Source organism: Pseudomonadales bacterium (assembly GCA_041395945.1).
In the GTDB taxonomy this organism is placed as follows: Bacteria; Pseudomonadota; Gammaproteobacteria; order Pseudomonadales; family Azotimanducaceae; genus SZUA-309.
This window is the reverse complement of the sequence record JAWKZN010000001.1, coordinates 367110-393903: the sequence shown is the minus strand read 5'-3', so window position 1 is coordinate 393903 and position 26794 is coordinate 367110. Positions and strand designations below refer to the sequence as shown.

General features: G+C 60.8%; 26 protein-coding genes. 14 read left to right on the top strand and 12 right to left on the bottom strand.

Annotated features, from left to right (window positions below; translation table 11 throughout):
- Nucleotides 1-99: 99 nt before the first annotated feature.
- From R3E82_01850 to R3E82_01840, 3 genes are read right to left on the bottom strand one after another with little or no spacing between them, the layout of a single operon-like run.
- The gene (locus R3E82_01850; GenBank protein MEZ5549612.1) at nt 100-303 is read right to left on the bottom strand and encodes a SlyX family protein; all 204 of its coding nucleotides are present in this window, start codon (nt 301-303) and stop codon (nt 100-102) included.
- Nucleotides 300-1181, bottom strand: a complete 882-nt coding sequence (locus R3E82_01845) for a hypothetical protein (GenBank protein MEZ5549611.1) — start codon at nt 1179-1181, stop codon at nt 300-302. Before R3E82_01845 ends, R3E82_01850 begins: the two co-directional genes overlap by 4 nt.
- Nucleotides 1178-3370 carry a malate synthase G gene (locus tag R3E82_01840; protein ID MEZ5549610.1) on the bottom strand — a complete coding sequence of 731 codons (2193 nt, stop codon included), beginning with the start codon at nt 3368-3370 and terminating at the stop codon, nt 1178-1180. Before R3E82_01840 ends, R3E82_01845 begins: the two co-directional genes overlap by 4 nt.
- Nucleotides 3371-3569: 199 nt before the next feature.
- Here R3E82_01840 and R3E82_01835 point away from each other — a divergent pair, with 199 nt between their 5' ends.
- Together R3E82_01835 and R3E82_01830 are read left to right on the top strand one after the other, a co-directional pair.
- Nucleotides 3570-5363, top strand: a complete 1794-nt coding sequence (locus R3E82_01835) for an amidohydrolase family protein (GenBank protein MEZ5549609.1) — start codon at nt 3570-3572, stop codon at nt 5361-5363.
- A 14-nt stretch (nt 5364-5377) separates the two neighbouring features.
- On the top strand, nt 5378-5995 hold the full coding sequence (locus R3E82_01830) for a class I SAM-dependent methyltransferase (GenBank protein ID MEZ5549608.1): 618 nt from the start codon (nt 5378-5380) through the stop codon (nt 5993-5995).
- 34 nt (nt 5996-6029) lie between these two features.
- Here R3E82_01830 and R3E82_01825 read toward each other — a convergent pair whose 3' ends face one another.
- Both R3E82_01825 and R3E82_01820 read right to left on the bottom strand, forming a co-directional pair.
- Nucleotides 6030-6425 (bottom strand): hypothetical protein, encoded by a 396-nt coding sequence (locus R3E82_01825; protein ID MEZ5549607.1) that lies wholly within the window; start codon nt 6423-6425, stop codon nt 6030-6032.
- A gap of 120 nt (nt 6426-6545) precedes the next feature.
- Nucleotides 6546-7340 (bottom strand): glutathione S-transferase family protein, encoded by a 795-nt coding sequence (locus tag R3E82_01820; protein MEZ5549606.1) that lies wholly within the window; start codon nt 7338-7340, stop codon nt 6546-6548.
- Between the two features lie 74 nt (nt 7341-7414).
- Between R3E82_01820 and R3E82_01815 the strand changes: the two genes are divergently transcribed.
- The 3 genes from R3E82_01815 (at nt 7415) to R3E82_01805 (ending at nt 9793) form a co-directional block, all read left to right on the top strand.
- Complete coding sequence (locus R3E82_01815; GenBank protein ID MEZ5549605.1) at nt 7415-8104, top strand: SDR family oxidoreductase; 690 nt, start codon at nt 7415-7417, stop codon at nt 8102-8104.
- 105 nt (nt 8105-8209) lie between these two features.
- Complete coding sequence (locus R3E82_01810; protein ID MEZ5549604.1) at nt 8210-9211, top strand: alpha/beta fold hydrolase; 1002 nt, start codon at nt 8210-8212, stop codon at nt 9209-9211.
- A 6-nt stretch (nt 9212-9217) separates the two neighbouring features.
- Nucleotides 9218-9793, top strand: a complete 576-nt coding sequence (locus R3E82_01805; protein MEZ5549603.1) for a DUF502 domain-containing protein — start codon at nt 9218-9220, stop codon at nt 9791-9793.
- Nucleotides 9794-9822: 29 nt separating this feature from the next.
- On the opposite strand, the gene R3E82_01800 is transcribed toward R3E82_01805, so the two are convergent.
- Nucleotides 9823-11136: a M48 family metalloprotease gene (locus R3E82_01800; protein MEZ5549602.1), complete on the bottom strand. Its 1314-nt coding sequence runs from the start codon at nt 11134-11136 to the stop codon at nt 9823-9825.
- Nucleotides 11137-11291: 155 nt separating this feature from the next.
- Between R3E82_01800 and R3E82_01795 the strand changes: the two genes are divergently transcribed.
- The 7 genes from R3E82_01795 to R3E82_01765 all read left to right on the top strand — a co-directional run bounded on the left by R3E82_01795 (nt 11292) and on the right by R3E82_01765 (nt 20370).
- Nucleotides 11292-11450, top strand: coding sequence for a hypothetical protein (locus tag R3E82_01795; protein ID MEZ5549601.1), 159 nt, complete (start codon nt 11292-11294; stop codon nt 11448-11450).
- 160 nt (nt 11451-11610) lie between these two features.
- Nucleotides 11611-12027 (top strand): VOC family protein, encoded by a 417-nt coding sequence (locus R3E82_01790; protein ID MEZ5549600.1) that lies wholly within the window; start codon nt 11611-11613, stop codon nt 12025-12027.
- 130 nt (nt 12028-12157) lie between these two features.
- Entirely contained in the window at nt 12158-12769 is a 612-nt protein-coding gene (locus R3E82_01785) for a glutathione S-transferase family protein (protein ID MEZ5549599.1), read from the top strand.
- A 295-nt stretch (nt 12770-13064) separates the two neighbouring features.
- Nucleotides 13065-14255 (top strand): efflux RND transporter periplasmic adaptor subunit, encoded by a 1191-nt coding sequence (locus R3E82_01780; protein MEZ5549598.1) that lies wholly within the window; start codon nt 13065-13067, stop codon nt 14253-14255.
- A complete protein-coding gene (locus tag R3E82_01775) occupies nt 14252-17416 on the top strand; it encodes an efflux RND transporter permease subunit (protein MEZ5549597.1) in 3165 nt (1054 codons plus the stop codon). Before R3E82_01780 ends, R3E82_01775 begins: the two co-directional genes overlap by 4 nt.
- Before the next feature lie 72 nt (nt 17417-17488).
- The gene (locus tag R3E82_01770) at nt 17489-20095 is read left to right on the top strand and encodes a PEP/pyruvate-binding domain-containing protein (protein ID MEZ5549596.1); all 2607 of its coding nucleotides are present in this window, start codon (nt 17489-17491) and stop codon (nt 20093-20095) included.
- Entirely contained in the window at nt 20095-20370 is a 276-nt protein-coding gene (locus tag R3E82_01765) for a hypothetical protein (GenBank protein ID MEZ5549595.1), read from the top strand. The genes R3E82_01770 and R3E82_01765 overlap by 1 nt, the downstream gene beginning before the upstream one ends.
- A 216-nt stretch (nt 20371-20586) precedes the next feature.
- On the opposite strand, the gene R3E82_01760 is transcribed toward R3E82_01765, so the two are convergent.
- A complete protein-coding gene (locus tag R3E82_01760) occupies nt 20587-20949 on the bottom strand; it encodes a hypothetical protein (GenBank protein MEZ5549594.1) in 363 nt (120 codons plus the stop codon).
- A 64-nt stretch (nt 20950-21013) separates the two neighbouring features.
- Between R3E82_01760 and R3E82_01755 the strand changes: the two genes are divergently transcribed.
- On the top strand, nt 21014-21961 hold the full coding sequence (locus R3E82_01755) for a TIGR03560 family F420-dependent LLM class oxidoreductase (protein MEZ5549593.1): 948 nt from the start codon (nt 21014-21016) through the stop codon (nt 21959-21961).
- 27 nt (nt 21962-21988) lie between these two features.
- On the opposite strand, the gene R3E82_01750 is transcribed toward R3E82_01755, so the two are convergent.
- The 4 genes from R3E82_01750 to R3E82_01735 all read right to left on the bottom strand — a co-directional run bounded on the left by R3E82_01750 (nt 21989) and on the right by R3E82_01735 (nt 25068).
- On the bottom strand, nt 21989-22891 hold the full coding sequence (locus tag R3E82_01750; protein MEZ5549592.1) for a CoA ester lyase: 903 nt from the start codon (nt 22889-22891) through the stop codon (nt 21989-21991).
- Nucleotides 22892-22964: 73 nt separating this feature from the next.
- The gene (locus R3E82_01745; protein ID MEZ5549591.1) at nt 22965-23375 is read right to left on the bottom strand and encodes a hypothetical protein; all 411 of its coding nucleotides are present in this window, start codon (nt 23373-23375) and stop codon (nt 22965-22967) included.
- 356 nt (nt 23376-23731) lie between these two features.
- Nucleotides 23732-24526: an SDR family NAD(P)-dependent oxidoreductase gene (locus R3E82_01740; GenBank protein MEZ5549590.1), complete on the bottom strand. Its 795-nt coding sequence runs from the start codon at nt 24524-24526 to the stop codon at nt 23732-23734.
- Nucleotides 24514-25068, bottom strand: coding sequence for a carboxymuconolactone decarboxylase family protein (locus tag R3E82_01735; protein ID MEZ5549589.1), 555 nt, complete (start codon nt 25066-25068; stop codon nt 24514-24516). Before R3E82_01735 ends, R3E82_01740 begins: the two co-directional genes overlap by 13 nt.
- A gap of 164 nt (nt 25069-25232) precedes the next feature.
- Between R3E82_01735 and R3E82_01730 the strand changes: the two genes are divergently transcribed.
- Nucleotides 25233-26090 carry an LLM class F420-dependent oxidoreductase gene (locus tag R3E82_01730; protein ID MEZ5549588.1) on the top strand — a complete coding sequence of 286 codons (858 nt, stop codon included), beginning with the start codon at nt 25233-25235 and terminating at the stop codon, nt 26088-26090.
- 4 nt (nt 26091-26094) lie between these two features.
- Here R3E82_01730 and R3E82_01725 read toward each other — a convergent pair whose 3' ends face one another.
- Nucleotides 26095-26751, bottom strand: coding sequence for a TetR/AcrR family transcriptional regulator (locus R3E82_01725; protein MEZ5549587.1), 657 nt, complete (start codon nt 26749-26751; stop codon nt 26095-26097).
- Nucleotides 26752-26794: the final 43 nt, after the last annotated feature.

The window sequence follows — 26794 nt, the reverse complement described above, 5'->3', positions numbered from 1 at the left end:
ACTAGTTATCGCATAGGAGTTAGCGCCGGGGTGGTGCATTGCACCAACATTCGGTGGGAACACACAGGACGGGCTTTCACACAGCCGGGGCACGGGCGCTCAGTAGTGAGGGGGCGGGGGCTCCGGTGGCTGATCAGCCACTTCAGAATCTTCGCCGATCCGCTCGATGAGTGACTGCAGCATCTGTTCCAGCAGATCCAGGCGCTCCTGCTGCCTGACCAGGGCCTCATTCAGGCTGGCGATGGTGTCTTCCTGGAACTCCACCCGGGACTCGATAGCGTCGATGCGGGTATCCGACTTCATCTCTGACCTGCCTGATCGGAGCCGTCCAGCGGTTCGAAATCCGCGAGGTACTGTTCGAGTTCGTACAGTCCCCGGGTGCGTTTCAGGTCAGGGTACAGTTTGTACCACCAGGTATAGTTCAACGCGACGCCACCCGGCACCGGCAGAGGCAGCGCGAAATTTCTCAGTGATCGATCCGTGACCACACAACGGCTGAACTCCCCCTCGTCATCTTCGATGCACACTCTGTACTGCGCTCGTCGGCCGCTGTCCCGGGTATTATCCAGGTCCATGCGCACCCGTCGCCGCACACCGTCTTCTTCCACATACAGATAATTGCGATCAACCACCGAGCGGTCGATTGCAACCTGCAGGCGGCGCTCTCCGGTAGAGGGTTCTTCAAGACCGTGCAGCAGCAGGAAGTGTCTGGAGGTAGGGCGGAGTCTGCCGGTACAGGCACGATTCGTGACCTGCAGATCGAAGCGAGCCGTCCAGCGCAGCGCGTTCGTTTCACCCTCAGTTCTGCCCGCGGTCTCGAAGGATTCCAGTGCCCCGATCTTCGTACCACACCCTCTCCCCAGCAGATCCAGCCTGTCGTCCAGGGCACGACCCGACTCGTTGCGATAGAAAGCCACTGCGGGTCGAGAATCCGCAGCAACATCCAGCTCGAGAAGGATGTTGATCAGCGGATCTGCATGCACGGAACAGTCGCGTACACGGTCGTCACAGGGGTTGAAGTTCAGATCGTCGTCCGGAGCGGGGGTGAGAGCGGAGGCAAAGCTACCGACATGCAGACCCAGATAGGGGTTCATTGCGGCGTAACGTCCGTCGAGACTGCCACCGTACGCCGCACCGACACACAGAGGCAGAGCGATGACAACCCATCGACAGCCCCTCAACCATTCCTCGCTTTGGCTTCCCGACGCCGTGCGTGCAGCACGGGTTCGGTATACCCGCTGGGTTGTTCAATGCCTTTCAACACCAGATCACAGGCTGCCTGGAAAGCGATGCTGGCAGCGAAATCCGGCGCCATCGGCCGGTAGGCGGGATCATCGGCGTTCTGTGCGTCCACCACCCCCGCCATGCGCTCGAGAGTCTTCACCACCTGATCACGGCTGCAGATACCGTGATGCAGCCAGTTGGCGATGTGCTGACTTGAAATGCGCAGTGTTGCCCGGTCTTCCATCAATCCCACATTGTTGATGTCCGGAACTTTGGAGCACCCCACGCCCTGATCGATCCATCGCACCACATAGCCGAGAATGCCCTGGGCATTGTTGTCGAGTTCTGCCTGCACTTCCGCCGCGCTGAGGTTGCGACCCGCCAGCAGGGGGATACGCAGAATGTCGTCCAGGCTGGCCGGGGCACGTTTGCTCAGTTCTTCCTGCCGGGCGGCGACATTCACCTGATGGTAGTGCAGGGCATGGAGGGTTGCCGCGGTCGGCGACGGTACCCACGCGGTATTCGCACCCGCCATCGGATGAGCCGACTTCACCTCGAGCATTTCCTTCATCTCATCCGGCTTCGGCCACATGCCTTTACCGATCTGCGCCACACCGCGGAAGCCAGTGCTCAAGCCGGCGTCGACATTGGCGTTTTCATACGCCTGGATCCAGGGTTCCTGTTTGATCGCATCCTTCGGCAGCACCGCTCCTGCCTGCATGCTGGTATGGATCTCATCCCCGGTGCGGTCAAGAAAGCCGGTGTTGATGAACACGATCCGGTCTCTGGCGACTTCTATGCAGGCGCGCAGATTAACCGTGGTACGGCGCTCCTCGTCCATGATGCCGACTTTCAGCGTGTTGCCCGGCAAACCCAGCATCTTTTCAACCTCGGCGAACAGCTCGCAGGTCAGGGCTACTTCCTCAGGACCATGCATCTTCGGTTTCACGATATAGACACTGCCGGTCCGGGAATTGCGGAATTCACCCTTGCCGTTGAGATCGTGCATCGCGGCGAGCACCGTCACCGCGGCATCGAGAAAACCTTCGGGAACTTCTTCCCCCTGGCTGTCCAGCACCGCGTCTGTGGTCATCAGATGGCCGACATTACGGACGAGCATGAGACTGCGACCGTGGAGCCGGACGGGATTACCGGTGACCCCCGTGTAAGTACGGTCGGGATTGAGCCGCCGCCGTACCATGGTGCCGCCTTTGCTGAACGATTCTTCCAGGTCGCCCTTCATGAGGCCGAGCCAGTTTGCATAGACGACGGCCTTGTCTTCCGCGTCCACCGCGGCCACCGAGTCCTCGCAATCCTGGATGGTGGTGATCGCGCTTTCGAGAACCACGTCTTTGACACCGGCGGGGTGCAGCGCACCCACAGGGTGTTTGCGATCTAACTGTATCTCGATGTGCAGACCGTTGTGCACGAACAGCAGCACGCTGGGATCGTCTTCGCCGACAAAACCAACGAATCGCTCGCTGTACTCCAGGCCTGTGTTACCACCATCCGCAAGAACCGCGCGAAGTTGACGCCTGCCACCCGCGTCGCTGCCGATACCGTAGGCCACCACATCGGCGTGCTTCGCACCTGCAAGCGGGATGGATGCGTCGAGAAATTCCGCCGCCCTGGCAACCACCAGCTCACCACGAGCCGGATTGTAACTGCTGCCCTTCTCCCGACCCGGAGTCTCCGGGATCACATCTGTGCCGTAGAACGCATCATACAGACTGCCCCAGCGGGCATTGGCCGCGTTGAGCGCAAATCTCGCATTCATCACGGGCACCACAAGCTGGGGTCCCGCGATGCGAGCAATCTCGTCGTCAACGTTGCGGGTCCGGATGGTGAAGGGGGCCGGCTCCGGGACCAGATACCCGATCTCCTCGAGGAAGGCCCTGTAGGCGACCGGATCGAAAGCCTTACCACGACGCTCGAGGTGCCAGCGATCGATGGCAGACTGAATCTCGTCTCTGCGTGCGAGCAGAGTCCGATTGCTGGGCCCCAGTCTGGTCAGCAGCGCCTCGAATCCGGACCAGAACTGTTCCGCCCCTATCCCAGTACCCGGCAATATGCGACGGGAAATCAGCGTATCGAGTTCGGCGGCAACACTGAGGCCTCCATGTTTTACTCTGTCGCTGGTCGTCATGGGCTGCCCCCTGGGTGAAAAAGCCGCTAAGTATAGCCGCAGGTGTCGAGTGTGCCAGCCGCAGGATCGACCGGACACTCCGATCACGCGTCTTTGACAACCGATTCAGTCACTCGATCCACGCGCTGGCGAGGCGGCGTGACGGTGCCCTCAGAAGAGGTATGCTGGCAGAAGCCAGCTTGGCGAAGGATATTGAACATTGAACGTTGAACCCCTGAGCCCCACGATTGGTGCCGAGGCAGGCGGCTGCAATCTGCGCGCACTCGTTCACCACCAGTTCGCAGGGCTGCGCCGTGCTTCCGCCCGCCACCAGGTGCTGCCGCTGCTGCTGTCACTCCTGCTGCACGGTTGCGGTAACGGGAGCGGATCTGCGGGCGGATCTTCCACGATCCCGGTGGATCTGATCCTTCACAATGCTCAGGTACTGACCATGGCAGCGGTCCCAGAAGACCCTGCCCCAGGCTCGACTGACGCTACGGTGACCGCTGTTGCTGTGACCGATGGCCGGATCGTCGCTGTAGGGGATGAGAGCCTCCCGGATCGCTACCAGGCCGTCCGCAGCGAAGATCTCCAGGGTCGGACCCTGATGCCGGGTTTCATCGATTCCCATATTCACATCAGCGGCAACCCGGTCCACTACATCGATCTGACCGAGGTCGAATCGGTAGCTGAGATCCGCGAGCTGGTTGCACGGAAAGCGTCTGTCGTGGGATCGGCTAACTGGATCACCGGCTACGGCTGGTCCGAGGACGAACTCGAAGAGCAGCGCCGGCCGGAGCGGTCAGACCTCGACGCCGCCGCACCCGGGCATCCGGTGTTTCTGGTGCGCGCGGGGGCACACAGCGCGGTCAGTTCCAGCGCCGCTCTCGATCTCGCCGGTATCGATGCCGGCACTCCGGATCCGGAAGGCGGCACCATCGAGCGGGATCCTGAAGGCAATCTCAACGGCATTATCCGGGAACGCCACGAAGAACTCGTGGGTCACCTGGTACCCCCTTCCAGCGATGAAGCACTCCGTCCCAGCCTCATCGCCAATCTGCAGGCTCTGTTTGCCAGCGGTATCACGTCGATCATCCAGGCCAGCGACAGCATCGGCCACTACCGCGAATGGCAGACCGTGTACGCACAACATCCCGGCAATCTCCCCAGGGCGGCCGTACAGGTCACCTACGAAGGTCAGACAGCGATGGCCGCTTTCGGGATGGTTTCCGGAGCAGGTGACGAGTTCCTGCGGGTGGGCGCAATCAAGATTTTTGCAGACGGCGGGTTCACCGGCCCGGCGGCCTACACGAGCAAACCCTACAAGGGCGAAGATGAGTATCGCGGCAAGCTGAACATGTCCGAAAGCGATCTGCGTGCGCTCATCATGCAGGCCCACGAGGACGGCTGGCAGCTGGGCATCCACGCCATCGGCGACGCAGCCATCGCCCTGACCGTCGACTATCTGATTGAGGCACTACTCACCAGCCCGCGGGCCGACCACCGCCACTATCTCAATCACTTCACGGTAATGCCCGATGCGGGCACCATGGCTGACATGGCCAGGTACGGTATCGCGATCACTCAGCAGCCGAACTTCACGTACACACTCGAAGGGCGCTATGTGGCCAATCTCGACGGTGAGCGTCTGGAGACCAACAATCCTCTGCGTACTCCGATGAACCATGGGATTCACACTGCCCTGTCCAGTGACATCCTGCCTATCGGACCGCTGACCGGAATCCATGCCGCTGTCACCCGCAAGGGCATGAGCGGCAGGGTGTTTGGTGCCGGCGAGCGCCTGACCGTGGCAGAGGCGCTGCGCGGCTACACCACCCTGGGGGCGTGGCTGACCCGGGAAGAGTCGAGCAAAGGTGTGCTTGCACCTGGCATGCTCGCAGACATGATCGTGCTGTCTGAGAATCCTCTGCTTGTGGATCCGGACGACATCCTCAGGATCGAGGTACTGAAGACCTACCTCGGTGGCAGAACTGTCTTCGAAAAATCTCTGTGAATCGGGAATAAAGAATGGGCCTCTACGAAAACCATGTGTTGCCAAAGCTGATCGATCTCGCCTGCTCCCAGCCGCCCATGACCGAACTGCGCGCACGTTACGTGCCCAGAGCCAGCGGCGATGTGCTGGAGATCGGTATCGGCAGTGGCCTGAATCTCTCTCACTACGGCGACGATGTTCGCTCCATCACCGGACTGGATCCGGCGGCAGCATTGACCGAGCGTGCCCGGGCGCGCGCAGGCCGAATCAGGCCGGATGTCGAGATCCTGCAGATCTCCGGCGAAGAGATACCGGCAGACGACGCCCGGTTCGACAGCATCGTGTGCACCTGGACCCTTTGCTCAATTCCAAATGTCTACAGAGCGCTACGGGAAATGCATCGGGTGCTGAAACCAGGCGGCAACTTCTACTTCGTGGAACACGGTCTGGCACCGGATGGCAATGTACGAAGCTGGCAGCGTCGTATCGAGCCTTTGTGGAAGATCATTGGCGGAGGCTGCCACCTGACCCGTGAGGCGGACCGGCTGATTCAGGATGCGGGATTCCAGCTCCCCGAGCTCGAGTCCGGCTATCAACCCGGACCCCGCTGGGCCGCCTACATGTCACACGGCGTCGCCCGGCGACCCGTCTGAACGGCGCGCGGGAACGCGCTCCACCGCGGACCGCTCAACGCTTGAGTCTGGATAGCAGCAGATCCCGGTAGGTCTCGTAGCGCGGCATCTGCTCGGCGCTGAGGAAGCCTGCCATCCGTTCATCCATTTCCCGGGTCAGGGACTTACGCTTGCGTCGTACCTGGTTCTCCAGATTGGGTACCCCTCTGCGCACAAGTTTCTCGACTTCCTGCCCGAAGGACTGGAGAAAAAGGGTGACGGATTCCCGGAACTGCACCTGCTGGGATTCATCCATGCCGATGCGGATGGCGGCGCCTACCACTTCCTCGTCGAGCCAGGCCGGACGCTCCCCATTCTGGGCGGCTGATACCGGCTCGGCCGCCCAGCCGCTGCCGGACCACCCACCCATCGCCACAACCAGTGTAAAAACCAACGCGACAGCTGTTTTCATGAACACATTCTCTGGAGGAGCCTTCAGCGAATATAAAGAGCCTTCAGCGCATACAAAGAGCCTTCAGCGCATACAAAGAGCCTTCAGCGCATACAAAGAGCCTGCAGCGGAATAAGGAACTCAGCCAAATGGTGCGATGAAGCGGATATTACCTGCTGTCATCCCGCTTGCAACAACCTCCAGTCCACCGCTCTTGATCATCCACTCGAGCCGGTGATCCCGATACTCCCGCTTGAACAATCCCTGCTCCAGCGCCTGGCGCACTGCAGTCAGACTGGCGCCGGATGAGTCCATGGCCACGGCGCGAGCCGCTGCCACACAGGCCGCCACGCTGGCCCGACCATTGGCACGCTCGAGCCATTGCGCCAGACTGCCCTCCACGGGGTGTCCGAACCCCACAGCGCCATTGAGAAACGGCACCACGCAGAGGTCGCCCCAGCCGAACTGAGTGCCATTGAACCAGGTCCGTGTGCCAAGTTGTTTTGTCAGCCAGCGATACCAGCCGGCGAGCTGATCCCGGGCCGCCGACTCCAGACGCTGCGCTACCGCTCCCCCGCCACGGCCGAAATTGCGTACCTCCGACAGCCCCCAGGTGATCGCCTCGAAGTGTGTGTCCATCGCATCTTCGAGCATGCGCACCCGCGCACGTTCCGCCGGTGCGGCCGGTAACAGCGCAGGCTCCGGCCAGCGCTCCTCGATGTACTCCAGAATCACCGTCGAGTCGAACACGGCGGTCGCGTCATCCACCAGCACAGGCACTTCGCCGCGCGGACTGACCTCGGCGAACGGACCCCGGGTCTGGCCACTGCCGATCGCGCCGGGCTGCACAGCCTCAAACTCAACGCCTTTCTCAGCGAGGGCAATTTTTACCTTCTGCCCGTAGGGGGACAGTGGATGGTCATACAGGGTGATCAATGCTCGGACTCCCTTCACAGGCACGCATCGGGTACCTTATCCCAATTCATGGGTTTTGACTCGAGGGCGTAAGGATGAGCAAATCACAGCGGCTGGACGGACGCCGTGTCCTGATCACCCAGGCGGACGACTACATGGGCCCGGCGACGGCTGAGTTGTTTCGCGAGCAGGGCGCCGACGTCATCTGCGACAATCGGGATCTGACCCTCCCGGGTGCCTGCGAATCGCTCATCGATGAGACCGGTCGCATTGATGTGCTCATTGCCAATCTGGCCTCTGAGAATTTCAGCGGAATTCCGGTGACCGATCTCGACGACAGAAGCTGGTCCAGAACCTTCGATGTGATGGTACATCCGCTGCATCGTCTGACCCGGTCGGTCCTGCCGCAGATGCGCGCGCGAAAGGCCGGAAAGATCGTGGTCTATGGCAGCGCGACCGCACTGCGCGGACTGAAAACGGTGGCTGCTTACAGCGCAGCACGGGCTGCACAGGTGGGCTACGTGCAGTCAGTGGGGGTAGAGGTCGCACCGGACAACATCCAGATCAACCTGATCGCCCAGAACTACGTGGAAAACCCCGTTTACTATCCGCCTTCATTACGTGAAAACGAACGCTTTCAGGCCTCTTTGAAGCGACAGGTGCCACTCGGCAGACTGGCTACCGCCAGAGAGGATGCGTTGTTTGCTCTGTTTCTGGCGAGCGAGGAAAGCGATTTCTTCATCGGTCAGGCTATTCCCTTCTCGGGTGGCTGGGTACAGCGCTGAGGAGCAGAACTGCAGCGCAGGAATGCGGTGTAATACGCAGAGGTCTGGTATATACGAGTCTGCCAACAGAAGTTGCGGTCAATGTCAGCCAATGGAGACACAGCCATGCACATGCGACAGTTCATACTTACCCTGCTGCTCGCCACTCAGAGCGGTGTCGCAGGCGCAGAAGCGGCGCAGGGTGAGCCCCGCAATGAGCCGATAACAATCTGGAGCGACGGTACCCGGCTCGCCGGAAACCTCTGGAAACCGGAAGGGCTGGCTGCAGACGAAAAGCGACCTGCCATCCTGCTGGTACACGGCTGGGGTGGACTCAGGTCCCACCTGAATCAGGCCTACGCGCCCCAGTTCGCCCAGCTGGGATACGTCGTCCTCACCTTCGACTACCGCGGCTGGGGCGATAGCGATGGCAAACTGGTGCGTACCGGTGCCCGGCCCCAGGGCGACCTCACCGAATACGTGCTGCGGGTTCAGGAAATCCGGGAAATTGTCGACCCGCTCGACCAGCTGGAGGATATCCGTGCCGCTTACTACTACCTGCTGGGTGATCAGAATGTCGATACCGGGCGCCTGGCGATATGGGGCAGCAGCCTCGGCGGCGGACTGGCCCTGGCCACCGCGGCCAGCCTGCCAGGCTTCAAGGTGCTCATCACTCAGATCGGCAGTGTCAATCCCCAGGCAGGGCTGGACTCCCGGAATCCGCAGAGCCCACTCTCGGCGGACAGCTTGAATCGCTGGCGTACCGCGCGCAGCCGCGGCGAGGTTCCGCCCTTTCCAGGAAGTGACAGCGCGATGGAAGGACTGCGTGGCAGTCCGGACTGGCCCGAGTTTGTGCGCTACGATCCCTTCCCGAGTCGCGAGAGCCTCACCGCGGCAACCCTCATCATCGATGCTGCCAATGAGGAACTGTTCGACATCAAGCGCAATGGTGAGGCCCTTTATCTGTCGATCAAAGACCGTGTCACCACCCGTTACGAAACCCTGCCGGGCACCCACTACGACATCTACCGGGGTGAGGGTTATCAGGCCGCTCTGGCTATGGAAATGGACTGGTTGCGCGAACATCTCCCCGTCTCCCCGAGACGGAATATCCCGCAGAGCCGGTAAGCACGTATGACCAGAACCTTTCTGCGCGGTCTCGGCGTGGTGCTTCCGCTGGTGGTCACCGTCTGGGTGATCGTGTGGCTGGCCACCGGCACGGAAGCCATGCTGCACACGCTGTTTCTGCTCGTTCTACCTGCCGACTATTACCTGCCGGGGCTCGGTCTGCTGCTGGGTGTCTCCTTCATTTACCTCTGCGGTCTGCTCGTCGGACTGCTGCCGATCCGCAACTTCTGGGATTATGTGGAGAGCTGGCTGCAGCGGATTCCTCTGTTCAAAACCATCTATCGCGCGATCAGCGACTTCACCGATTTCTTCAGCACACCACCTGCACCCGGAGACTCCAAAGTGGTGAGTGTGGACATGGGCGAGGGCAGCCGGCTGATCGGCTTCGTCACCGACCACGACCCGAAACTGGACCGGCTGATCGAGGATCCGATCGAGCGGATCGCCGTCTACCTGCCGATGAGCTACATGATCGGCGGCTATACCCTGCTGGTGCCAAGAGCGCGGGTCACCGAACTGCCGATCGGTGTTGAGGAAGCGATGCGGCTGGTGCTCACGGCCGGCATACAGAAGCGTCGCTAGGGCGTCGCGGGTCGGCAGAACAGCGACGGCTAACGACGATACAGCCTCGCGAGTCGCGCCCGCGCTTCCTCGCCCACCGCACCAGACGACTGGCCTGCGGCTTCGTAGTAGCGGGCGGCCGTTTCGAGATTACCTTCCGCTTCGGCGATCTTGCCAAGTTCCAGATAGGCAATCGTTGTCGGCAGCAGTTCGATCGATGACTCCAGATCCGCTTTCGCCAACCCCCTCTCACCCCCGGCCGCCCGCGCCATCCCGCGTCCCAGGTAATAGGCGTAGTAGGCGTTATTGCGTTCGATGGCGCGATCAAAATTGATTCTGGCATCAGCCCAGTTTTTCTGACGGAGCCTGATCTCACCCCGCAACCCATGAAAACCCGGCTCCGCATTCTGCAGCTCGATCGCGCCGCCCACCAGTTCAAGCGCCTTGTCCAGGTTGCCCTCGAGCATGGCCTTGCGTGCCTCGTCGTGCGCCTTGTAGGCGGGCGCATCCCTGCGCAACCGGCTCGTGGCCGACTGGTATTCCTGGGAGCGGTATTCACCGCCGGTGAAACCTTCCCGACGCAGGGTCTCAACCAGACCGCGGTTATTAGCAACCCGCTCTGCAGAGGGCGGATGGCTCGAAAACATACCCGCCGCCGCCGGTGAGCCACTCTCCTGGGAGAGTTTCAGAAAGGTTTCCTGCAGGGTCACTGCAGCATTGGGATCGTAGCCGGCCTGAGCGAGCATCCGGGTACCGTAGTAGTCGGCCTCACGCTCCGCATCCCGGCCGTATTTCAGATTCACCAGATTGGCCGCCATCTGGGCACCCTGCATGACCGAATCCGCAACCGGTGTTCCTTCGGCGGTGACCGCTGTCACTACCAGCGCCCCCTGCAGCAGTATGCTGCGCTCCATCTGTTTTGCGCCGTGTCGCGCCGCCGCATGCACGATCTCATGACCGAGCACCGCTGCCAGTTCAGCCTCATTGCGCAGTTCCATCAGCAGGCCGCGATTGATGGCGAGCTTGCCGCCGGGCAGTGCCCAGGCATTGGGCACCGAGTTGTTCAGAACCACAAACTCGTAGGGCAGGTTGATGTTCGAATACCGCGCGAGGCGCCCGCCCACCTCGGACACATAAGCTGTCAGTGCCGGATCCACCGTGTAGAGCCCGCCCTGCATCTGCTGGGCGGGTCGATACTGCTGCTCTCCCACACTGATCTGTTGGGCCGTGCTGACAAAGCCGACTTCCTGGGCACCGGTAACGGGGTTTGTGACACAGCCTGTCAATACCAGGCTCAGGCCCGCCAGCGCGACCCCCGCTGCCGCCAGGCCCCGGAAACGTACCAGAATTCGTGTATCCGCCATGGCTATCCTCTTTGAAAACCTGTCCGGACCCTGCTGAATCCGGCTCTGCGCCATTAGACCACTGCCATCCATATTGCTTCCAGAATTGATCCGTCCTGTTTGCAGAGTCCAGGCATAGCATCGGTCGGGTATTGGTAGTGGTGTTGAAGGCTGACATGAGTCTCGGACGATCCATCGCGCAAACCTCTCCTGGAACCGGCGTCTCCGGCCGGGTCGATGAGTCGAGCGACCAGCTGAGCGGAGCCGAAAGTGCTCTACTCCTCGGTGCTTTCTTTACGCTGGCAGTGTCCCTGATGTCGTTTGTCACGCTCTGAAATATCGCCACCAATCTGACTCTCCATAGACCTTGTGATGACCAGATGGCCAACCCCGCCTGACAAGGCGGGGTTTTTTTTGCTCGGATTTCCGACCCGGATTTCCCCCGGTGAGCGCCCATCTGTAGTCTCCGTTCGAAGGATCCATCGGATACCACAAATGAAATACCTGCATACCATGATCCGGGTCACCGACATCGATGCCACCGTCGCTTTTTTCAATCTCCTGGGTCTGGAGGAACAGCGACGCCACGAGAGCAAGGCCGGACGCTTTACCCTGGTATTCCTTGCGGCTCCGGGGGACGAATCTGCTCAGGTGGAACTCACCTATAACTGGGATCCGGAGACGCTCAGCGGTGGACGTAACTTCGGCCATCTGGCCTACGAAGTCGACGATATCTACGCGCTGTGCAAAAAACTCCAGGACCATGGCGTGACCATCAATCGGCCACCACGGGACGGACATATGGCATTTGTGCGATCACCGGACGGTGTGTCCGTGGAGCTGCTGCAGGAAGGCGATCCGCTGCCTGCACAGGCACCCTGGCGTGATATGCCCAATACCGGTGAATGGTAGGTCGATGGTGTGAAACCACCAGGGTCCCTAGAATAGCCGAGCTGTTCATCGGCGATCTGCACCCGGCTTACGCGTTCGCTGATCCGAACTACTGATCCAAGTTACCAATCTCAATCGACAGGAGACGCGCATGAAATTTTATAACTCGATGGGACCGAACCCCCAGGTTGTCCGCATGTTTGCCGCAGAGCGCGGGATTACCCTGGACAAGGTCGAGATCGATCTGATGGGTGGCGAGAACCGCAAGCCCGAGTACCTGAAAAAGAATCCCACCGGTCAGTCACCGTGCCTGGAACTCGACGACGGCACCGTGATCTCCGAGGTTACCGCCATCTGCGAGTATCTCGATGAGACTGCCCCGGGTGATCGACTGCTCGGCAGCACGCCCGTCGCTCGCGCCACGGATCGCATGTGGACTCGCCGGGTGGACCTCGGAATCTGCGAGCCCCTGGCCAACGGATTCCGCTTCTCCCAGGGTCTGGAGCTGTTCAGGGATCGCATCCTCTGTCGCCCCGAAGCCGCGGACGGCCTCAAGGCGATGGCCCAGGATCGCCTGAAATGGCTCGACGGTCAGCTGCAGGGCAAGCAGTTCATTCTCGGTGGGAAGCTCGGTCTCGCAGACATCCTGCTTTTCTGTTTCCTCGGCTTTGGCGCCAATGTGGGACAACCCCTGAACCCCGAAAATAAGAACATCACAGCCTGGTTCGAGCGCATGAAATCCCGGCCCAGCGCAAAGGCCTGATTCCGCAAAGGTCTGTGAGATTCCGCGCCGTTTTCAGACCACATCCAGGCGGTTGCCGGTCTGTCCGGAATCTACCGGCCCTGCTGTTGCAGCAGGGCCTGGCGATTTCACAGGAATTCGACGACGGTCGGACTATCCTCCAGTCACACAATGCGCTGACACGGTCTAATTTATCTATGCAGAGGCTAGATCGGTGTTCGGGCTTGTGTTACTTTTCGTAGCACTTTCTGCATAGACGATGGCCGGCCTCCGCGTCGTTCGAGTTATCCCTCCTTAAGACACAGCAGGATCGCCAATGCGTGCCACGTACATCACAGCCACCGTCATCGCTCTGGCGATTCTGGCCTGGCTCTTTTCAGGGCAGATCGGCAACGAGTCCACCATCGACGGGAGCAACCTGGCTGAGCGCAACCGGCAGGCCGACGCTCTGCAGCAGGATCGCAGTCCGACCCGCATACGCGCACGCGTCATCCAGGCGTCACCCCAGACTCAATATGTGGTACTGCGCGGCAAGACGGAAAACAAACGCACGGTGAGTGTGAAGGCGGAAACCGCAGGGCGTATCGTTGAGCGTCCGGTCGAACGCGGCGAGCGGGTCGAAGCCGGTGAGCTGCTTTGTCAGATCTCCCTGGAAGACCGCTACGCAAGACTCACCGAAATGCGCGAAGCCTTCAATCAGGCCCAGATCGAATACCAGGGCAGCCTCAAGCTGAAGGAGAGAGGCTTTCAATCCGACACCGCGATCGCCCAGGCGAAAGCGCGTCTTGCTGCCGCCGAGGCCCAGGTACATCGTGCGGAAATCGAGATTCAGCGTACCTACGTGCGCGCGCCTTTCGCAGGCGTGGTCGAAGACGTGCACCAGGAGGTGGGAGATTATGTGACCCCGGGTGCCGCCTGCGTCACGGTGGTGGACCTCAATCCCATGCTGCTCGTCGGACGGGTTGCAGAAAAAGATGTGCAGTTGCTCGAGCTCGACCAGCATGTGACGGGAATACTCAGCGATGGCACCGAAGTCACCGGACCGGTCTCGTTCATCGGCCAGCAGAGCGATCCGGCCACCCGTACCTATGCGGTGGAGATCCAGGTGCCCAACGCCGACTACGCCCTGCGTTCGGGGCTCACCACCGAGATCCGGGTGCCTGTCGCACAGGTGATGGCACAGAAAATCAGCCCCGCCCTCTTCGCCCTCAATGACCTCGGACAGATTGGCGTCAGGACAGTCGACGAATCCGGAAAGGTACGTTTCCATCCGGTACAGATCGTGCGGGATACGCCGGACGGGGTCTGGGTGTCCGGTCTGCCGGAAGTGGCAACATTGATCACCGTCGGCCAGGAACTCGTGGTGCCCGGGGAGCAGGTGGAAGTCGACTACGAATCCGCGACCGAGCTGCCGGCAGCCACGCCCCGGAATACCGAGCCCGAAACCGGGAAGGATGGGCTCACCGCGCTCAGTGACAACAGGCCGAACTCGATCAACCGCTCATGAACGCTTTCATCGATGCGGCACTGAACCGCACCCGGACCACCATGCTGCTGATGCTGATGGTGGTGATTGCAGGTCTCATCGCTCGCTCTGCCATTCCCATCGCCAACGAGCCTCATATCGAGGTGCCCTTCTTCATCATCGGAGTCGCCCACGAGGGCATCTCTCCGGAGGATGCGGAGCGGCTCCTGGTGATGCCCATGGAAGTGGAACTGCGCAAGGTCGAAGGGGTCAAGGAACTGACCGCCTATGCCTCCGAGGGCTTCGCCAATCTGATGGTGGAGTTCGACGCCGACTTCGACCTCAATCAGGCCCTGCTGGATGTACGCGAAGCCGTGGATCGCGCCAAGGTGGAGCTGCCCAGCACGGCAGAAGAACCGTTCGTGCAGGAAGCAACAACGGATGACTTCCCCATTATCCAGGTCAATCTGGTCGGCGCAGATGTACCGGAGCGGGTGCTCTACAACCTGGCTATCGATCTGCGTGACGATATCGAAGCCATTCCCTCGGTACTGGAGGCCAGGCTCCAGGGGGCCCGGGAGGAACTGCTCGAAGCGGTGATCAACCCGACCGCACTCGAAGCCTATCAGATCTCCAACGAAGAACTGATCAACACCATCGTACGCAACAACCGGCTGATTCCGGCCGGCAGCATCGACACCGGCCAGGGAAGATTCTCAGTGAAGGTGCCGAGCGTAATCGAAGACGCCCGGGACGTTTTCGATCTGCCGATCAAGACCAGCGGCGACACCGTGGTAACCCTCTCCGACATCGCTGAAGTGCGCCGCACCTTCAAGGATCGGACCAGCTATGCGCGGGTCAACGGCCGCAACACCCTGTCGCTGAACGTTTCGAAACGCGCAAACGGCAACGTGATCGAAACGATCGATCAGGTCAAAGCCATCGTCGAACGCCACAAGGAGCGCATGCCGGGCAAAGTCGATGTCTTTTATTCCCAGGACCAGGCGCCTTTCGCGAGACAGCAGGTCACCGAGCTGCAGGGCAACATTTTCACAGCGCTTGCTCTGGTGATGGTGCTGGTTGTCGCCGCCATGGGCCTGCGCAGCGGCATCATCGTCGGGATCGGCATTCCGGTGTCTTTTCTGTTCGCCCTGATCTTCATCTATCTGCTGGGCTATACATTCAATTTCATGGTGATGTTCGGCATGCTGCTGGGACTGGGCATGCTCATCGACGGTGCCATCGTGGTAACCGAATATGCCGACCGCAAGATGACCGAGGGCTTCGATAGAAGAGCCTCCTATTCGATGGCCGCAAAGCGCATGTTCTGGCCGGTAACTGCCTCCATCGCCACCACTCTGGCCGCCTTCCTGCCACTCATGTTCTGGCCCGGCGTGTCCGGAAAGTTCATGCGCTATCTGCCGGTCACGGTCTTCACCGTGCTCACCGGTTCCCTCGTGTATGCACTGATTTTCGGACCGGTGCTCGGCGCCATTTTCGGTAAAGCAGGTTCCCGCGATGCGGTGGCCATGGAAACCCTCAAGCAGCTCGAAGACGGTGATCCGACCAGGCTGCGGAACCTCACCGGTCTGTACGCCAAGCTGCTGGCAGTCGCCAGTCGCTACGCTGTCGTTACCCTCACCCTGGTATCGCTGCTGCTGGGCAGCATTTTCTGGGCATACGGCCAGTTCGGACAGGGCATGATTTTCTTCTCCGATCCGGATCCGAAATTCGCCAATGTCACGGTCAGAGCCCGGGGCAATCTTTCTGCCGACGAGATCAACGCCCTGGTGCTGGAAGTCGAAAGCGAAATACTCCAGGTCTCGGGTATCGAAGGTATCAATACCCAGACCATGCTCACAGGCGGCGCCTCCCGGGACGGCTTCGACCGCATCGGTCGGATCTTCATCGAGCTGATGGATGAGAACAAACGCAACCGCAAGGGTGCGGACATTTTTCGCGAGATTCGCGAACGCACCGCACCGTTCGCCGGAATCTCAGTGGAAATACAGAAAATGGAACAGGGCCCACCCGTGGGCAAACCGATTCAGATTCAGTTCTCTTCCTATCAGCGTGAGCTGCTCGAACCTGCGGTTGCCAGGATCCGCGCACATCTGGACACAGTGCCTGAGATCATCGACATAGACGATACCCGTTCGCTGCCGGGTATCGAATGGCGACTCACCGTGGATCGAGCCCAGGCCGCCCTCTACGCGGCGGACGTCTCTCAGGTCGGCATCGCCGTGCAGCTGGTGACCAACGGTGTCAAAGTCGGCGAGTACCGTCCGGATCGTTCGGATGATGCGGTCGATATCCGGGTCCGTTACCCGCAGGAGTATCGGGGCGTCAGCTCCCTGGATGATCTGAAGATCAGCACGCGCAACGGACTGGTCCCCATATCCAATTTCGTGCAGCGCGAGCCCGCGCCGAACGTCGACACCATTCAGCGCATCGATGGCGTTGCGGTGGAATTCATTCGCGCCAACGTGGCAGACGGTGTGCTGGCAGACACCGTAGTCAAGGAGTTGCAGGAGTGGCTCGCCAGCCAGCCGAAAGACCCTCGCCTGAAAATCGAGTTCCGCGGGGCAAATGAAGAACAGGCGGAGTCGATGGCATTCGTTCAGGGTGCATTCCTGATGTCGCTGCTGCTGATGTTCGTGTTGCTGGTGACCCAGTTCAACAGCATCTACCAGAGCGTCCTGATCCTGCTGGCCGTGGTGATGTCTACCGCCGGCGTACTGCTTGGCCTGATTATCCTCGAAGCCCCCTTCAGCGCAATTCTGTCGGGCGTGGGCGTGGTCGCACTCGCGGGCATCGTGGTCAACAACAACATCGTGTTGATCGATACCTACAATCACATACGTCGCGAACACCCGGAACTCGATTACGTGGATATGATCGTGCGAACCGGTGCTCAGCGTCTGCGGCCGGTCATGCTCACCACGGTGACTACCGTCTTCGGCCTGCTGCCTCTCGCCAGCAATCTGTCCATCGACATCATCAATCGCACCATCGTCTATGGCGGCCAGTTGTCGTCGTTCTGGGTGCCTCTGTCACAGGCCATCGTCTCCGGACTGACCTTCGCGACCATTCTGACACTGATCGCCACACCGGCATTGCTGGCATTGCCTCACCAGCTTCGAGGTGCGATTCGAGCAGTACGGGGCAGGCTGCGTCCCGCGGAGAATCCTGCCAGCGCCTGAGCTTGCGGATACTTCAACTGTCAGCAGTTGAGGAGATTGTGTTGAGGCCGCAAGCGCGTACCATTGCGGCCCATGCAGGGTTCTGACTCCTGGCTCATCCCGCTGTCCCACCCTCTGTGCGCAGACGACAGTCGGGTCGGCGGCAAAGCCGCACAGCTTCACTGGCTCATCGAGAACGGGTTTCCGGTACCGGACGCCCGGGTACTCACCGTGGGCGCGTTTCACCAGCATTTTCCCGAGCTGGATCTATCCTGCCCGCCGCCAGCACCACAGCTATCTGCAGCACTGACGGAAAGTCTCAGCAGCGTCTGCGCACCACTCCTCGACGGGGCGTCTTCTTATCTGGCGGTGCGCTCTTCCGCAATTGGCGAAGACGGTGCGGCATTCAGCTTCGCGGGTCAGCATGCCACCTACTACTACGTGGATGCGGATACCCTGCCCAAGGCGGTGTCCGACTGCTGGATGTCGCTGTTCTCACCGGCGGCAAACGCTTACCGCGGGCATCTCCAGCTGCAGGCGCGCGAGGACGCCCGTGCGCGCGAGGACGCCCGTGCGCGCGAGGACGACCAGGCGCGCGAGGACGACCAGGCGCGCGACTTCGGAATGGCCGTGATCATCCAGCGGATGGTGCAGGCCGACCGGGCTGGCGTCTGCTTCACCCAGGATCCCAGCGGCGCGCGACCGGACCTGGCCCTGATCGAGGCTGCCTGGGGTCTGGGTGCCGCTCTGGTGGACGGAAGAGTGTCTCCGGATCGCTACTGGCTGGACACCGAAGGCCGTCTTTCGCGGCAGCGGATCGGGCGCAAACGTCTTCGAGTGGCCGCCAATCTGCCGGAGCCCGGGGCACCCCGCCTGGAACCTGTACCGCTGCCGCTGCAGACGAAGCCGGTACTCAGTGCCGGGGAAGTCGATCGCATCGGTGCCACTGCCCGTCGTATCGCTCGTCTCAAACGAACACCCCAGGACATCGAGTGGGCCTACAGCAGAGGCGAGCTGTACGTGCTGCAGACCCGCCCGATCACGGCCATCACAATCCGACCGGTGCCCGACGTGCCAGGCCGTTGGGTGCTCTTCAAACCGCTTATCGAAAATTTTTCAGAGCCACTGACCCCGATGACGGTGGATCTGTTGCGCAGAGTCCTGCCACCGATCGGCAGATTCATCCATGGCTGGTACTACCTGAGTCTCGAACACCTCCAGCGTGTAACCCCGCTGCAGATGAGCGATGCACAGCTGGTCCAGGCACTCCTCCTGCGGAAGCAACGGACCGGGGCAGGTGAGAACCAGGCCGCACCTGCGCCCTGGAAATGGATGGGACTGATCCGTGCAGCCACACTGCTCTTTTCAGGCTATCTGAGTGCCGGTGCTTTCTGGTCCCGCGCCAGCCGCGCACCTGCCCAGCGACTGATCGATTTCGAGGCGCATTGTAAGCGGGTGCTGGAAGATCCTGAATGCGATGCGCTTGGTGCTCTGAAACGCCTGCTGCACAATCGCCACCCCTTGCGGCCGATCGGCGAGTATCCGATACAGGTGAATCTGGCCAGCGGCCGGTACATTGTTCTACTCGGCGTACTGAAACGTCTGCTCCGGCATCTTGCACCCGACTACGATCAGACCGGGCTTGCGATACTCTGCAGCGGTGGCAGCGGCATGCTGTCGCGAACCATGGTGGAGGAAATACAGGCACTGGCCCGCATCGCCCGCCAGGATCCGGAAGTACGATCACTCCTGCTCAGCGATGACGGCATCGCCTCCGCAGGTCTGAGCGAGCTCGATGGAGGCAACGAGTTCTCCCAGGGGCTGGCCGGTTTTCTGAGCCGCTTTGGCCATCGCACCATGCGCGAACTCGAACTGGCCACGCCCAGATGGCGGGAAGATACCGCGGCCGTACTGCAGATGATTCGAACCACTGCGCGCAACTTCACGACCAGCGAGCGTGCACCTGGTACCCCTGACCATCATGGACAACTGCTCGCGGCCCGCGATCAGCTCCATCAGTCACTGCGTTATCGTTCAAGCCGCTCGCTGATCGACTGGCTGATTCGCCGCATCCAGCACTACGCGATGCTCAGGGAGAACAGCCGCCACTACCACGCGATGCTCTTCGACACAGTGCGTCGCAAACTGCTGTTACTCGAAAATCAGCTGATCGCATCGGGCCGCCTGCGCTGCGCGGACGACATCTTTTTTCTCGAGTATCCACAGACCCTCGCGCTTGCGCAGGGCCGCATGGACTGGCGGGATGTGGAGGACAGTATTCGTGAGCGTCGACTTGCCCATCAGCGACGCAGTCAGCAGCCGCCTCCGGCGACGATCAACATCGATGTGCCCGACACAGCGGTGCAGATCCCGGGTGGTCGACGGCTGCAGGGGGATTGCGCGAGTCCGGGAATGGTCGAAGGCGTGGCCCGGGTCATTTTTGATCCCGCCACGGATGCCGGGCTCGAACCGGGAGAGATACTGATCGCACCCTACACGGATCCCGCCTGGACGCCTCTGTTTCCATCCGCAGCCGCCATCGTTGTTGAGATCGGCAGTTACCTGTCCCACGCCGGCACCCTCGCCCGGGAGTTTCAGGTGCCCTGTCTGGTAGATGTGGCCTCATGCACCCAGCAGATCCGTACAGGGCAGAGGCTGCGCGTCAATGCCAGCGAAGGCTGGGTGGAGATCCTCGAGTGATGGCCGCCCTCTACTTTCTTGTCACCCTGCCCCTGGCGGTGCAGACCCTGGGCGCGCTGCTGCATGTCTTCGATCACCTCGACCGGGCCCGGGGTCTGCTGCGACTGTGCCTGTACCTGAGCCTTTTCGTGGCGCTGATTCTGGCAGCCGGGCCCGAGCACCGGAGCTGGATCGCCTGGGCCTGTCTTCTGGTCTGCACCCTGCATCTGCTGGCACAACTGATCATACGAGCGGGTCTACGCTACGAGTGGTGGGTATCCGAGCGGGTCGAATAGTGGGAAAGGAAGGAAAGAAACACCCCGGCGGCGGGGGATTGGGGAGGGGAGGGGAGGTTGCCGCCGGGGTGTTTGTAAACTCAATCCTTAGAGCCTGGGCCCTGGGTAATTGTTCCGTTGTTGCCTTAATAAAGTTATAGCAGAAGGCTGAAAACCCGCCAGGATGCCGCCGAAATCTCTGTCAGCTCCCTGAGCAGGCAGCCCCCGGCGCTGATCTCAGGACTTAAGCCATTGAATAACATAGGGATAGGCTGCAGCATCCTGGATGAGGAAAAGGTGGCCACCTTGGAAAAACTGCAGTGTCGAGCCGGGAATCTGATCCGCCAGTGCGGTCAGATTGTCTACCGGCGCGATGCCATCGAACCTGCCACCCGCCAGCAGCACCGGCATCCGCAGCGCAGGCAGCCGTTCCCAGGTGTCATGCCCCGCTCTGGCCGCCAGCGGGCTGTCGAAAACATTGGGCCGGGTCCGCAGATCACCACCGGTACCACCGATGAACAGCAACTTCTCACCCTTTCCCGCTGCTGGCATTGCGGTTTCGTAGTAGAGATTGATTCCGTTCCCTCGCAGCAGGCTCATCTGGTGGTTTTCCTGGGTTTCCCGGCTCCTGTATGCTGCCGCTTCCATCGACGGGAAGCGGGTAATGAGTATCTCACTGGGTGTTCATGTGGGCCAACAGAACATGACCATGGACGCCATGCGCGGTCTGTGGCGCAAGCTGGACCGCAGCGGTGTGGACTGGATTTCCTCGTGGGATCATTTCTACGAAGCACCACCCAAGGGTGGCACTCAGCCCCACTTCGAAGCCCTCGCTACCCTGGGCGCGCTGGCCGCCGAGACAAAAAACGCCCGCATCGGCTGTCTGGTGTTTTATGTGGGGTATCGCAATCCGGCTCTGCTGGCGAAAGCGGCAACCACCCTCGATCACATCACCGGCGGTCGCTTCGAACTGGGCATTGGCGCCGGCTGGCACGTATGGGAGGCGAGCGCCTATGGCTACCCCTTCCCCGACATCGGCACCCGACTGGACATGCTTGAGGAAGCCGCACAGATCATCCGCCGCATGCTGACCGAAGAACGCACCACTTTCTCCGGCGTGCACTATCAGGTGGATAACGCCAGCTGCCTGCCACCACCCATCCAGAAGCGACTGCCGATCTGGATCGGCGGGGTCGGGGAAAAGCGCACACTGAAAATCGTGGCCGATCACGCCGACGGCTGGAACGCCGCCTACCTGCCGCCTGAAGAGTTCGCCCGGGTGAACACCGTGCTCAATCAGTGGTGCGAAGATGAAAAGCGGGATCCGCGTTCGCTGAAGCGGGCCGCCAACGTGCTGTTCAATCTGGGTGTCGACGAAAAAGCGCTGGCACGACAGCGGGAGATTCTTGCCAGTGACTGGGGCGAACTGGCAACCCGCACGGCTGGAGGGGCGCTGCTGTGCACACCGGATCAGGCCGTGGATCGCATCATGGAATACGTCGAAGCAGGCGCCGATGAGATCAACATCGCTTTGCGCGCGCCCTGGGATGAGGAAGCGCTGGACGCCTACCTCTCCGACGTCATGCCCCGGGTACGGGCCGCAGTCGGCTGACAGCCGTCCGTCGGCTGATCGCCAAAATCAATCGCGACCGGCCATCGCCTCGGCGAAGGCAAGCACCCGCTCTGCTTCCGCGGCATGCAGGTTCTCGATGAGCCTGCCGTCCAGTTCGGCCACACCCTTCCCGGCCTTCTGGGCCGCCTGCCAGACTTCGAGCACTGCCCGGGCATCCGCGATCGCCGCCTGGGAGTAACCGAACACCCGATTGGCGATATCGATCTGGGTCGGATGAATCAGCGTTCTGCCGTCGAAACCCATGGCCCGCCCCTGCTCACAGGAAGTCTGGAAACTTTCCAGGTTGCGGAAATCCAGGTGCACACCATCAAGCACGTCGACTCCGGCCATTCTTCCTGCCAGCACACAGCGTTGCAGCGCATAGGCGAGATTGTTGCGGGACTCGATATGGGTTGCCCGCAATTCTTTGACCAGATCGCTCGTGCCCATTACCAGAGCACTCAGTCGTCCGGACGCCGCCGCCACCTCTGCGACATTCCACACCCCCCGGGGGGTTTCTATCATCAGCCACAGCGGCAGTGTGTGGGCGCCCGTTTCGACCGTAATCGCCTCGATTGCCCGCAACTGCTGCACCGATTCAACTTTGGGAAACAGCAGTCCGTCGATCGGCAGCTGCGCGACTGCGGCGACATCTGCGGCACCCCACTGTGTATCCAGTCCGTTGACCCTCACCACCAGTTCCCGATGACCGTAGCCGCCGGCTGCAATCATTGCACACACGGCAGCACGGGCGGCTTCTTTGGCCTGCACGGACACCGCGTCTTCGAGATCGAAGATGATGGCATCGCAGTCCAGTCCCCTGGCTTTTTCCATGGCCCGCTCATTGGCGCCCGGCATATACAGCACGGAGCGTCGCGGCCGCAGTGTTGCTGCGTTCGATGCAGCAGAAACAGTTGGAGAGGTGGTCATCTGAATTTCTGTATCACAGCAGGATCAGTCAGGAACGCGGGTGCACACACCAGGACGCAGGTGCACACACAGATCAGCTCTGGTTGCGGATATGACTCGGCACAGAGAAGAAGGCATGACGGCGAGCCTGCCGGGCTTCACGGCACTCGGCCTTGAGCCGACAGCTGTAATCGGAGAGCACGGGGATCATCATGAAGGCACTGAGGATCAGACAGACGGCAGCCCAGCCACGCTGATGCATATACCAGTCAGCGGCCAGCTTCGGGACCACGACAAAGAAGCCGGCGAAGAAGAAGAACATGAGTGCGGTGGTGGTGATCGCCAGTACCAGCGAGACGGATTCGCGGATTTCCTGTCGCAGTGTCAGAAAGGCGAGCGTGGCCCCCAGTGCATAGGGAACCCAGACAAAGGGTGTCGGATGCGGCACGTGCATCAGCGCAAACAGCAGCAGTGCGCAACCGATCAGACCATGTATGTACTGCATACGCCCGTTCCACCCCCTGTTAAGCGATTGAGCAATAAATTCCGGCAACTTCTCGCTCTGAAGCGCCCATCTTTTTTTGTTATGCCCGAATACTCTAACTTCAGTCCAATCCAGTCAACCGGTTTGTTACGCTTCGTGACAATTCCGGCGGCTTTTCCACACTTTTCTTCGTCCAGAAGCAGTCTGAGCAGCACAAGCCCGGCTCCCCCATGAGCCCTATTACCTTGTTTTACAAACAGTTATTGCATACCTGAGACTCAGAAACTGCTGCAGTTACACATTCAAATTTATAAAAAAATATATTAAAAACTCGTTCAATATTCCTACCGGAGCTAAAAAGTGCCCGTTTCCGCCGTTCAGCCAATTCTCGCAGCCTGCCCACCGTCCACCGGCAGGTTTACCCCGGTGATGAAGCGGGCTTCATCCGAGGCCAGGAACAGAGCGGCGTTGGCGACATCCCAGGCACTGCCCATGCCGCCGGCAAGGGGCACCGAAGCGTTGCGGCGTCGGATCAGTTCTTCCCGATCAGCACCTGCCGCCACATTGCCTTCGATCGCCATCGGCGTCTCGATCAGGCCCGGCATGATGACATTGGCGCGGATGCCGAACCGGGCATTCCCCATCGCCAGCGCGTGTGTATAGGCGTTGAGCGCCGCCTTGGAGGTCTTATAAGCCACTATGCCCACGGAGCAGACGGCGGCAACGGAGGAAATGTTGGTGATCACACCGCTTTTCCGGGAGCGCATGACGGGAACCGCGTGTTTACACAGAAACATTATCGCTGTGAGGTTGGTCGAGAAGATCCGCTGCCAGGCTTCCTCGGACATACTGGTGATCCCGCTGTCACCTGCACCAATGCCGATATTGTTATGCAGAACGTCGATGCGTCCGTACCGATCAACACAGTCTGCAATCAGACTCTGACAGGCCGGTTCACGGGTGGCATCGAGTTCGAAGACACAACCCTTTCCGCCCTCTTCCCGGATCATTGCCAGTGTTTCCTCTGCCGAACCGGCATTGCGGTCAACACAGACGACGGTGGCCCCTTCCTGCGCAAACCGGAGTGCGGTTGCTCTGCCATTTCCGATAGTGGCTCCCGGTGTCTGTCCGGCGCCCACCACCACCGCGATCTTTTCTGCTAGACGTCCCATCCGGGCAGCCCCTTGTCCGGCTGCACGCCGAAACTGTTCAAAGCCATGGATACCAGGTTGTACTGGCCGACTGTAAAGACCACATCCATCATCTGCTGCACACTCAGATGCCTGTTGAGCAGAGTCCAGGTTGCGTCGCTGACGTGGGCGTCTGCGTGCAGTTCGTCGGTCGCCAGCAGCAGCGCCCGATCCAGCTCGGATATTCCCTTAGTGTCAGGGCCGGTTTGCGCCAGCCGGATTTCCGCATCGGTCATGCCCTCCCGGCGCGCGATCAGTACATGCTGTCCCCATTCGTACCCTGACTGGCACAGGTAGCCGATCCGCAGAATGATCAGTTCCCGCTCACGCACAGGCAGTGTCGACTTGCCCAGAATGTGGTTGGCGAACACCATCCACCGTTTCGCCAGCGCAGGATGATTGGCCAGCGTCTTGAATATGTTCAGGACGTCTCCGCGTTCGACAAACGGCTGCATAAGAGCCGCTGCTCCTTCGTCCCAGTCATCCGCTTCCAGTGGTTTGATTCGCGGTGCTTTCAGGCGCATCAGTTTCCCCTTCAGATTCCATGGCAATTGCCCATCACGCTAACACAATCCCGCTGAATCCGGATCCATACCGAGACTGTGGCCAGCCCGTGATTCCGAGAGCGGTCGCCTCCGCGAGGACGGATGAGATAAGCTCGACCAACCTCTGTATACGGACACAGTACATGGCATTTTCCGAACGGCCGGCCTTCGGTGTGACAATGTTCCCCACCGACTATGCGATCCAGCCGGTGGCTCTGGCGAAGGCGGTTGAAGAGCGTGGTCTCGACAGCCTCTTCTTCCCCGAGCACACCCATATTCCCACATCCAGGGCAACACCCTTTCCCGGCGGCGGCGACCTGCCCGAGATGTACTGGCACACCCACGACCCCTTCGTTGCGCTGGGTGCGTGCGCGGCGGTTACCAGCAGAATCCGTCTCGGCACGGCCATCTGCCTGGTGATCGAACGGGATCCCATCACACTGGCCAAGGAAGTCGCCTCTCTCGATGTGATCTCCGGCGGCAGAGTGATTCTGGGCATCGGCGCCGGCTGGAACCGGGAAGAGATGGAGAATCACGGCGCCAGTTACCCCAAACGCTGGCAGATCGTGCGTGAGAAAGTGCTCGCCATGAAGGCAATCTGGAGCCAGGACGCGGCCGAGTTCCATGGCGAACACGTCGATTTCGATCCCATCTGGTCCTGGCCCAAACCGGTGCAGTCCGGCGGCCCGCCGATCTGGATCGGCGCCAATTCGAAATGGGTATTCGATCGCATCGCCGACTACGCCGATGGCTGGATGCCGATTGGCGGCCTGGGTTCAGGCAACATGCCGCGCCTGGAAGCTGCCCTGGCGGCGAAGGGACGCAGCGTGAAGGATCTGGATCTGGCGCTGTTCGGCGCACCAGTCGACCCGGAACAGCTCAAAGGCCGCATCGATCAGGGATTCGATGAGCTGGTGTTTTCACTGCCACCCAAACCGGAAGCAGACATCCTGCCCATGCTCGACAATCTTGCGGAACTGGCACAACGGATGCGGCAATAGAGCATCAGGCGTGAACGATGCCCGGCGGATGCAGTACACCCTGCATCAGCAGTCGCAGTGCAGCGTCCGTATCGGCCTGCAGCGCATCGAGTGAACGGGTGGTAAGCCGCTGGTTTGACTGATCCGCAGACCCGGTTCGAAACAGGACCAGCGATGCGATGCCATGGACGGCCGCCCAGGTGACACCACCCAGCTGAACGGGCGTCATCTGCCAATGCGGATACCGCTCAATCAGCGCTGCCATCGCAGCCAGCACGGGTGCGTAGGCCGCTTCCGCAGCTGCGGCAAGATCGGCATAGGCAGAAAAGTCATCCACGATCGTGCCGAACATGATCTGGTAAGTTGTCGGACGGTCGAGGGCGAATCCGATGTAGGCCCTGCCCAGATTCAGCAGACGCTCCTCCAGATCCTCGCTGAGACGTTCGTGTGCCTGCACCCGGCTCAGTAATTCGCGAAAACCCCGGGTCGCCAGCGCTGCGAGCAGACAGCGCTTGGAGGGAAAATGTCGATAGGGGGCTGCAGGGGAGACACCCGCCTCACGGGCCAGGCCGCGCAGACTGAGCCGTTCGGTGCCCTCCGCTGAGATCCTTGCCAGGGCAAGATCCATGAGCGTCACCGCCAGATCGCCGTGGTGATAGCTGTCGTTCGAGTCTGCTGTCATGTTGACATCGCTAACATCCCCGTTAGTATCGCCGCATATGTTA

Bases quoted from the DNA above. Each gene is read 5' to 3' on its own strand.
- R3E82_01850 (MEZ5549612.1), bottom strand. From the start codon at position 303: ATGAAGTCGGATACCCGCATCGACGCTATCGAGTCCCGGGTGGAGTTC.
- R3E82_01840 (MEZ5549610.1), bottom strand. From the start codon at position 3,370: ATGACGACCAGCGACAGAGTAAAACATGGAGGCCTCAGTGTTGCCGCC.
- R3E82_01830 (MEZ5549608.1), top strand. From the start codon at position 5,378: ATGGGCCTCTACGAAAACCATGTGTTGCCAAAGCTGATCGATCTCGCC.
- R3E82_01825 (MEZ5549607.1), bottom strand. From the start codon at position 6,425: ATGAAAACAGCTGTCGCGTTGGTTTTTACACTGGTTGTGGCGATGGGT.
- R3E82_01815 (MEZ5549605.1), top strand. From the start codon at position 7,415: ATGAGCAAATCACAGCGGCTGGACGGACGCCGTGTCCTGATCACCCAG.
- R3E82_01810 (MEZ5549604.1), top strand. From the start codon at position 8,210: ATGCACATGCGACAGTTCATACTTACCCTGCTGCTCGCCACTCAGAGC.
- R3E82_01805 (MEZ5549603.1), top strand. From the start codon at position 9,218: ATGACCAGAACCTTTCTGCGCGGTCTCGGCGTGGTGCTTCCGCTGGTG.
- R3E82_01800 (MEZ5549602.1), bottom strand. From the start codon at position 11,136: ATGGCGGATACACGAATTCTGGTACGTTTCCGGGGCCTGGCGGCAGCG.
- R3E82_01795 (MEZ5549601.1), top strand. From the start codon at position 11,292: ATGAGTCTCGGACGATCCATCGCGCAAACCTCTCCTGGAACCGGCGTC.
- R3E82_01790 (MEZ5549600.1), top strand. From the start codon at position 11,611: ATGAAATACCTGCATACCATGATCCGGGTCACCGACATCGATGCCACC.
- R3E82_01785 (MEZ5549599.1), top strand. From the start codon at position 12,158: ATGAAATTTTATAACTCGATGGGACCGAACCCCCAGGTTGTCCGCATG.
- R3E82_01780 (MEZ5549598.1), top strand. From the start codon at position 13,065: ATGCGTGCCACGTACATCACAGCCACCGTCATCGCTCTGGCGATTCTG.
- R3E82_01775 (MEZ5549597.1), top strand. From the start codon at position 14,252: ATGAACGCTTTCATCGATGCGGCACTGAACCGCACCCGGACCACCATG.
- R3E82_01770 (MEZ5549596.1), top strand. From the start codon at position 17,489: ATGCAGGGTTCTGACTCCTGGCTCATCCCGCTGTCCCACCCTCTGTGC.
- R3E82_01765 (MEZ5549595.1), top strand. From the start codon at position 20,095: ATGGCCGCCCTCTACTTTCTTGTCACCCTGCCCCTGGCGGTGCAGACC.
- R3E82_01760 (MEZ5549594.1), bottom strand. From the start codon at position 20,949: ATGAGCCTGCTGCGAGGGAACGGAATCAATCTCTACTACGAAACCGCA.
- R3E82_01755 (MEZ5549593.1), top strand. From the start codon at position 21,014: ATGAGTATCTCACTGGGTGTTCATGTGGGCCAACAGAACATGACCATG.
- R3E82_01750 (MEZ5549592.1), bottom strand. From the start codon at position 22,891: ATGACCACCTCTCCAACTGTTTCTGCTGCATCGAACGCAGCAACACTG.
- R3E82_01745 (MEZ5549591.1), bottom strand. From the start codon at position 23,375: ATGCAGTACATACATGGTCTGATCGGTTGCGCACTGCTGCTGTTTGCG.
- R3E82_01740 (MEZ5549590.1), bottom strand. From the start codon at position 24,526: ATGGGACGTCTAGCAGAAAAGATCGCGGTGGTGGTGGGCGCCGGACAG.
- R3E82_01735 (MEZ5549589.1), bottom strand. From the start codon at position 25,068: ATGCGCCTGAAAGCACCGCGAATCAAACCACTGGAAGCGGATGACTGG.
- R3E82_01730 (MEZ5549588.1), top strand. From the start codon at position 25,233: ATGGCATTTTCCGAACGGCCGGCCTTCGGTGTGACAATGTTCCCCACC.
- R3E82_01725 (MEZ5549587.1), bottom strand. From the start codon at position 26,751: ATGACAGCAGACTCGAACGACAGCTATCACCACGGCGATCTGGCGGTG.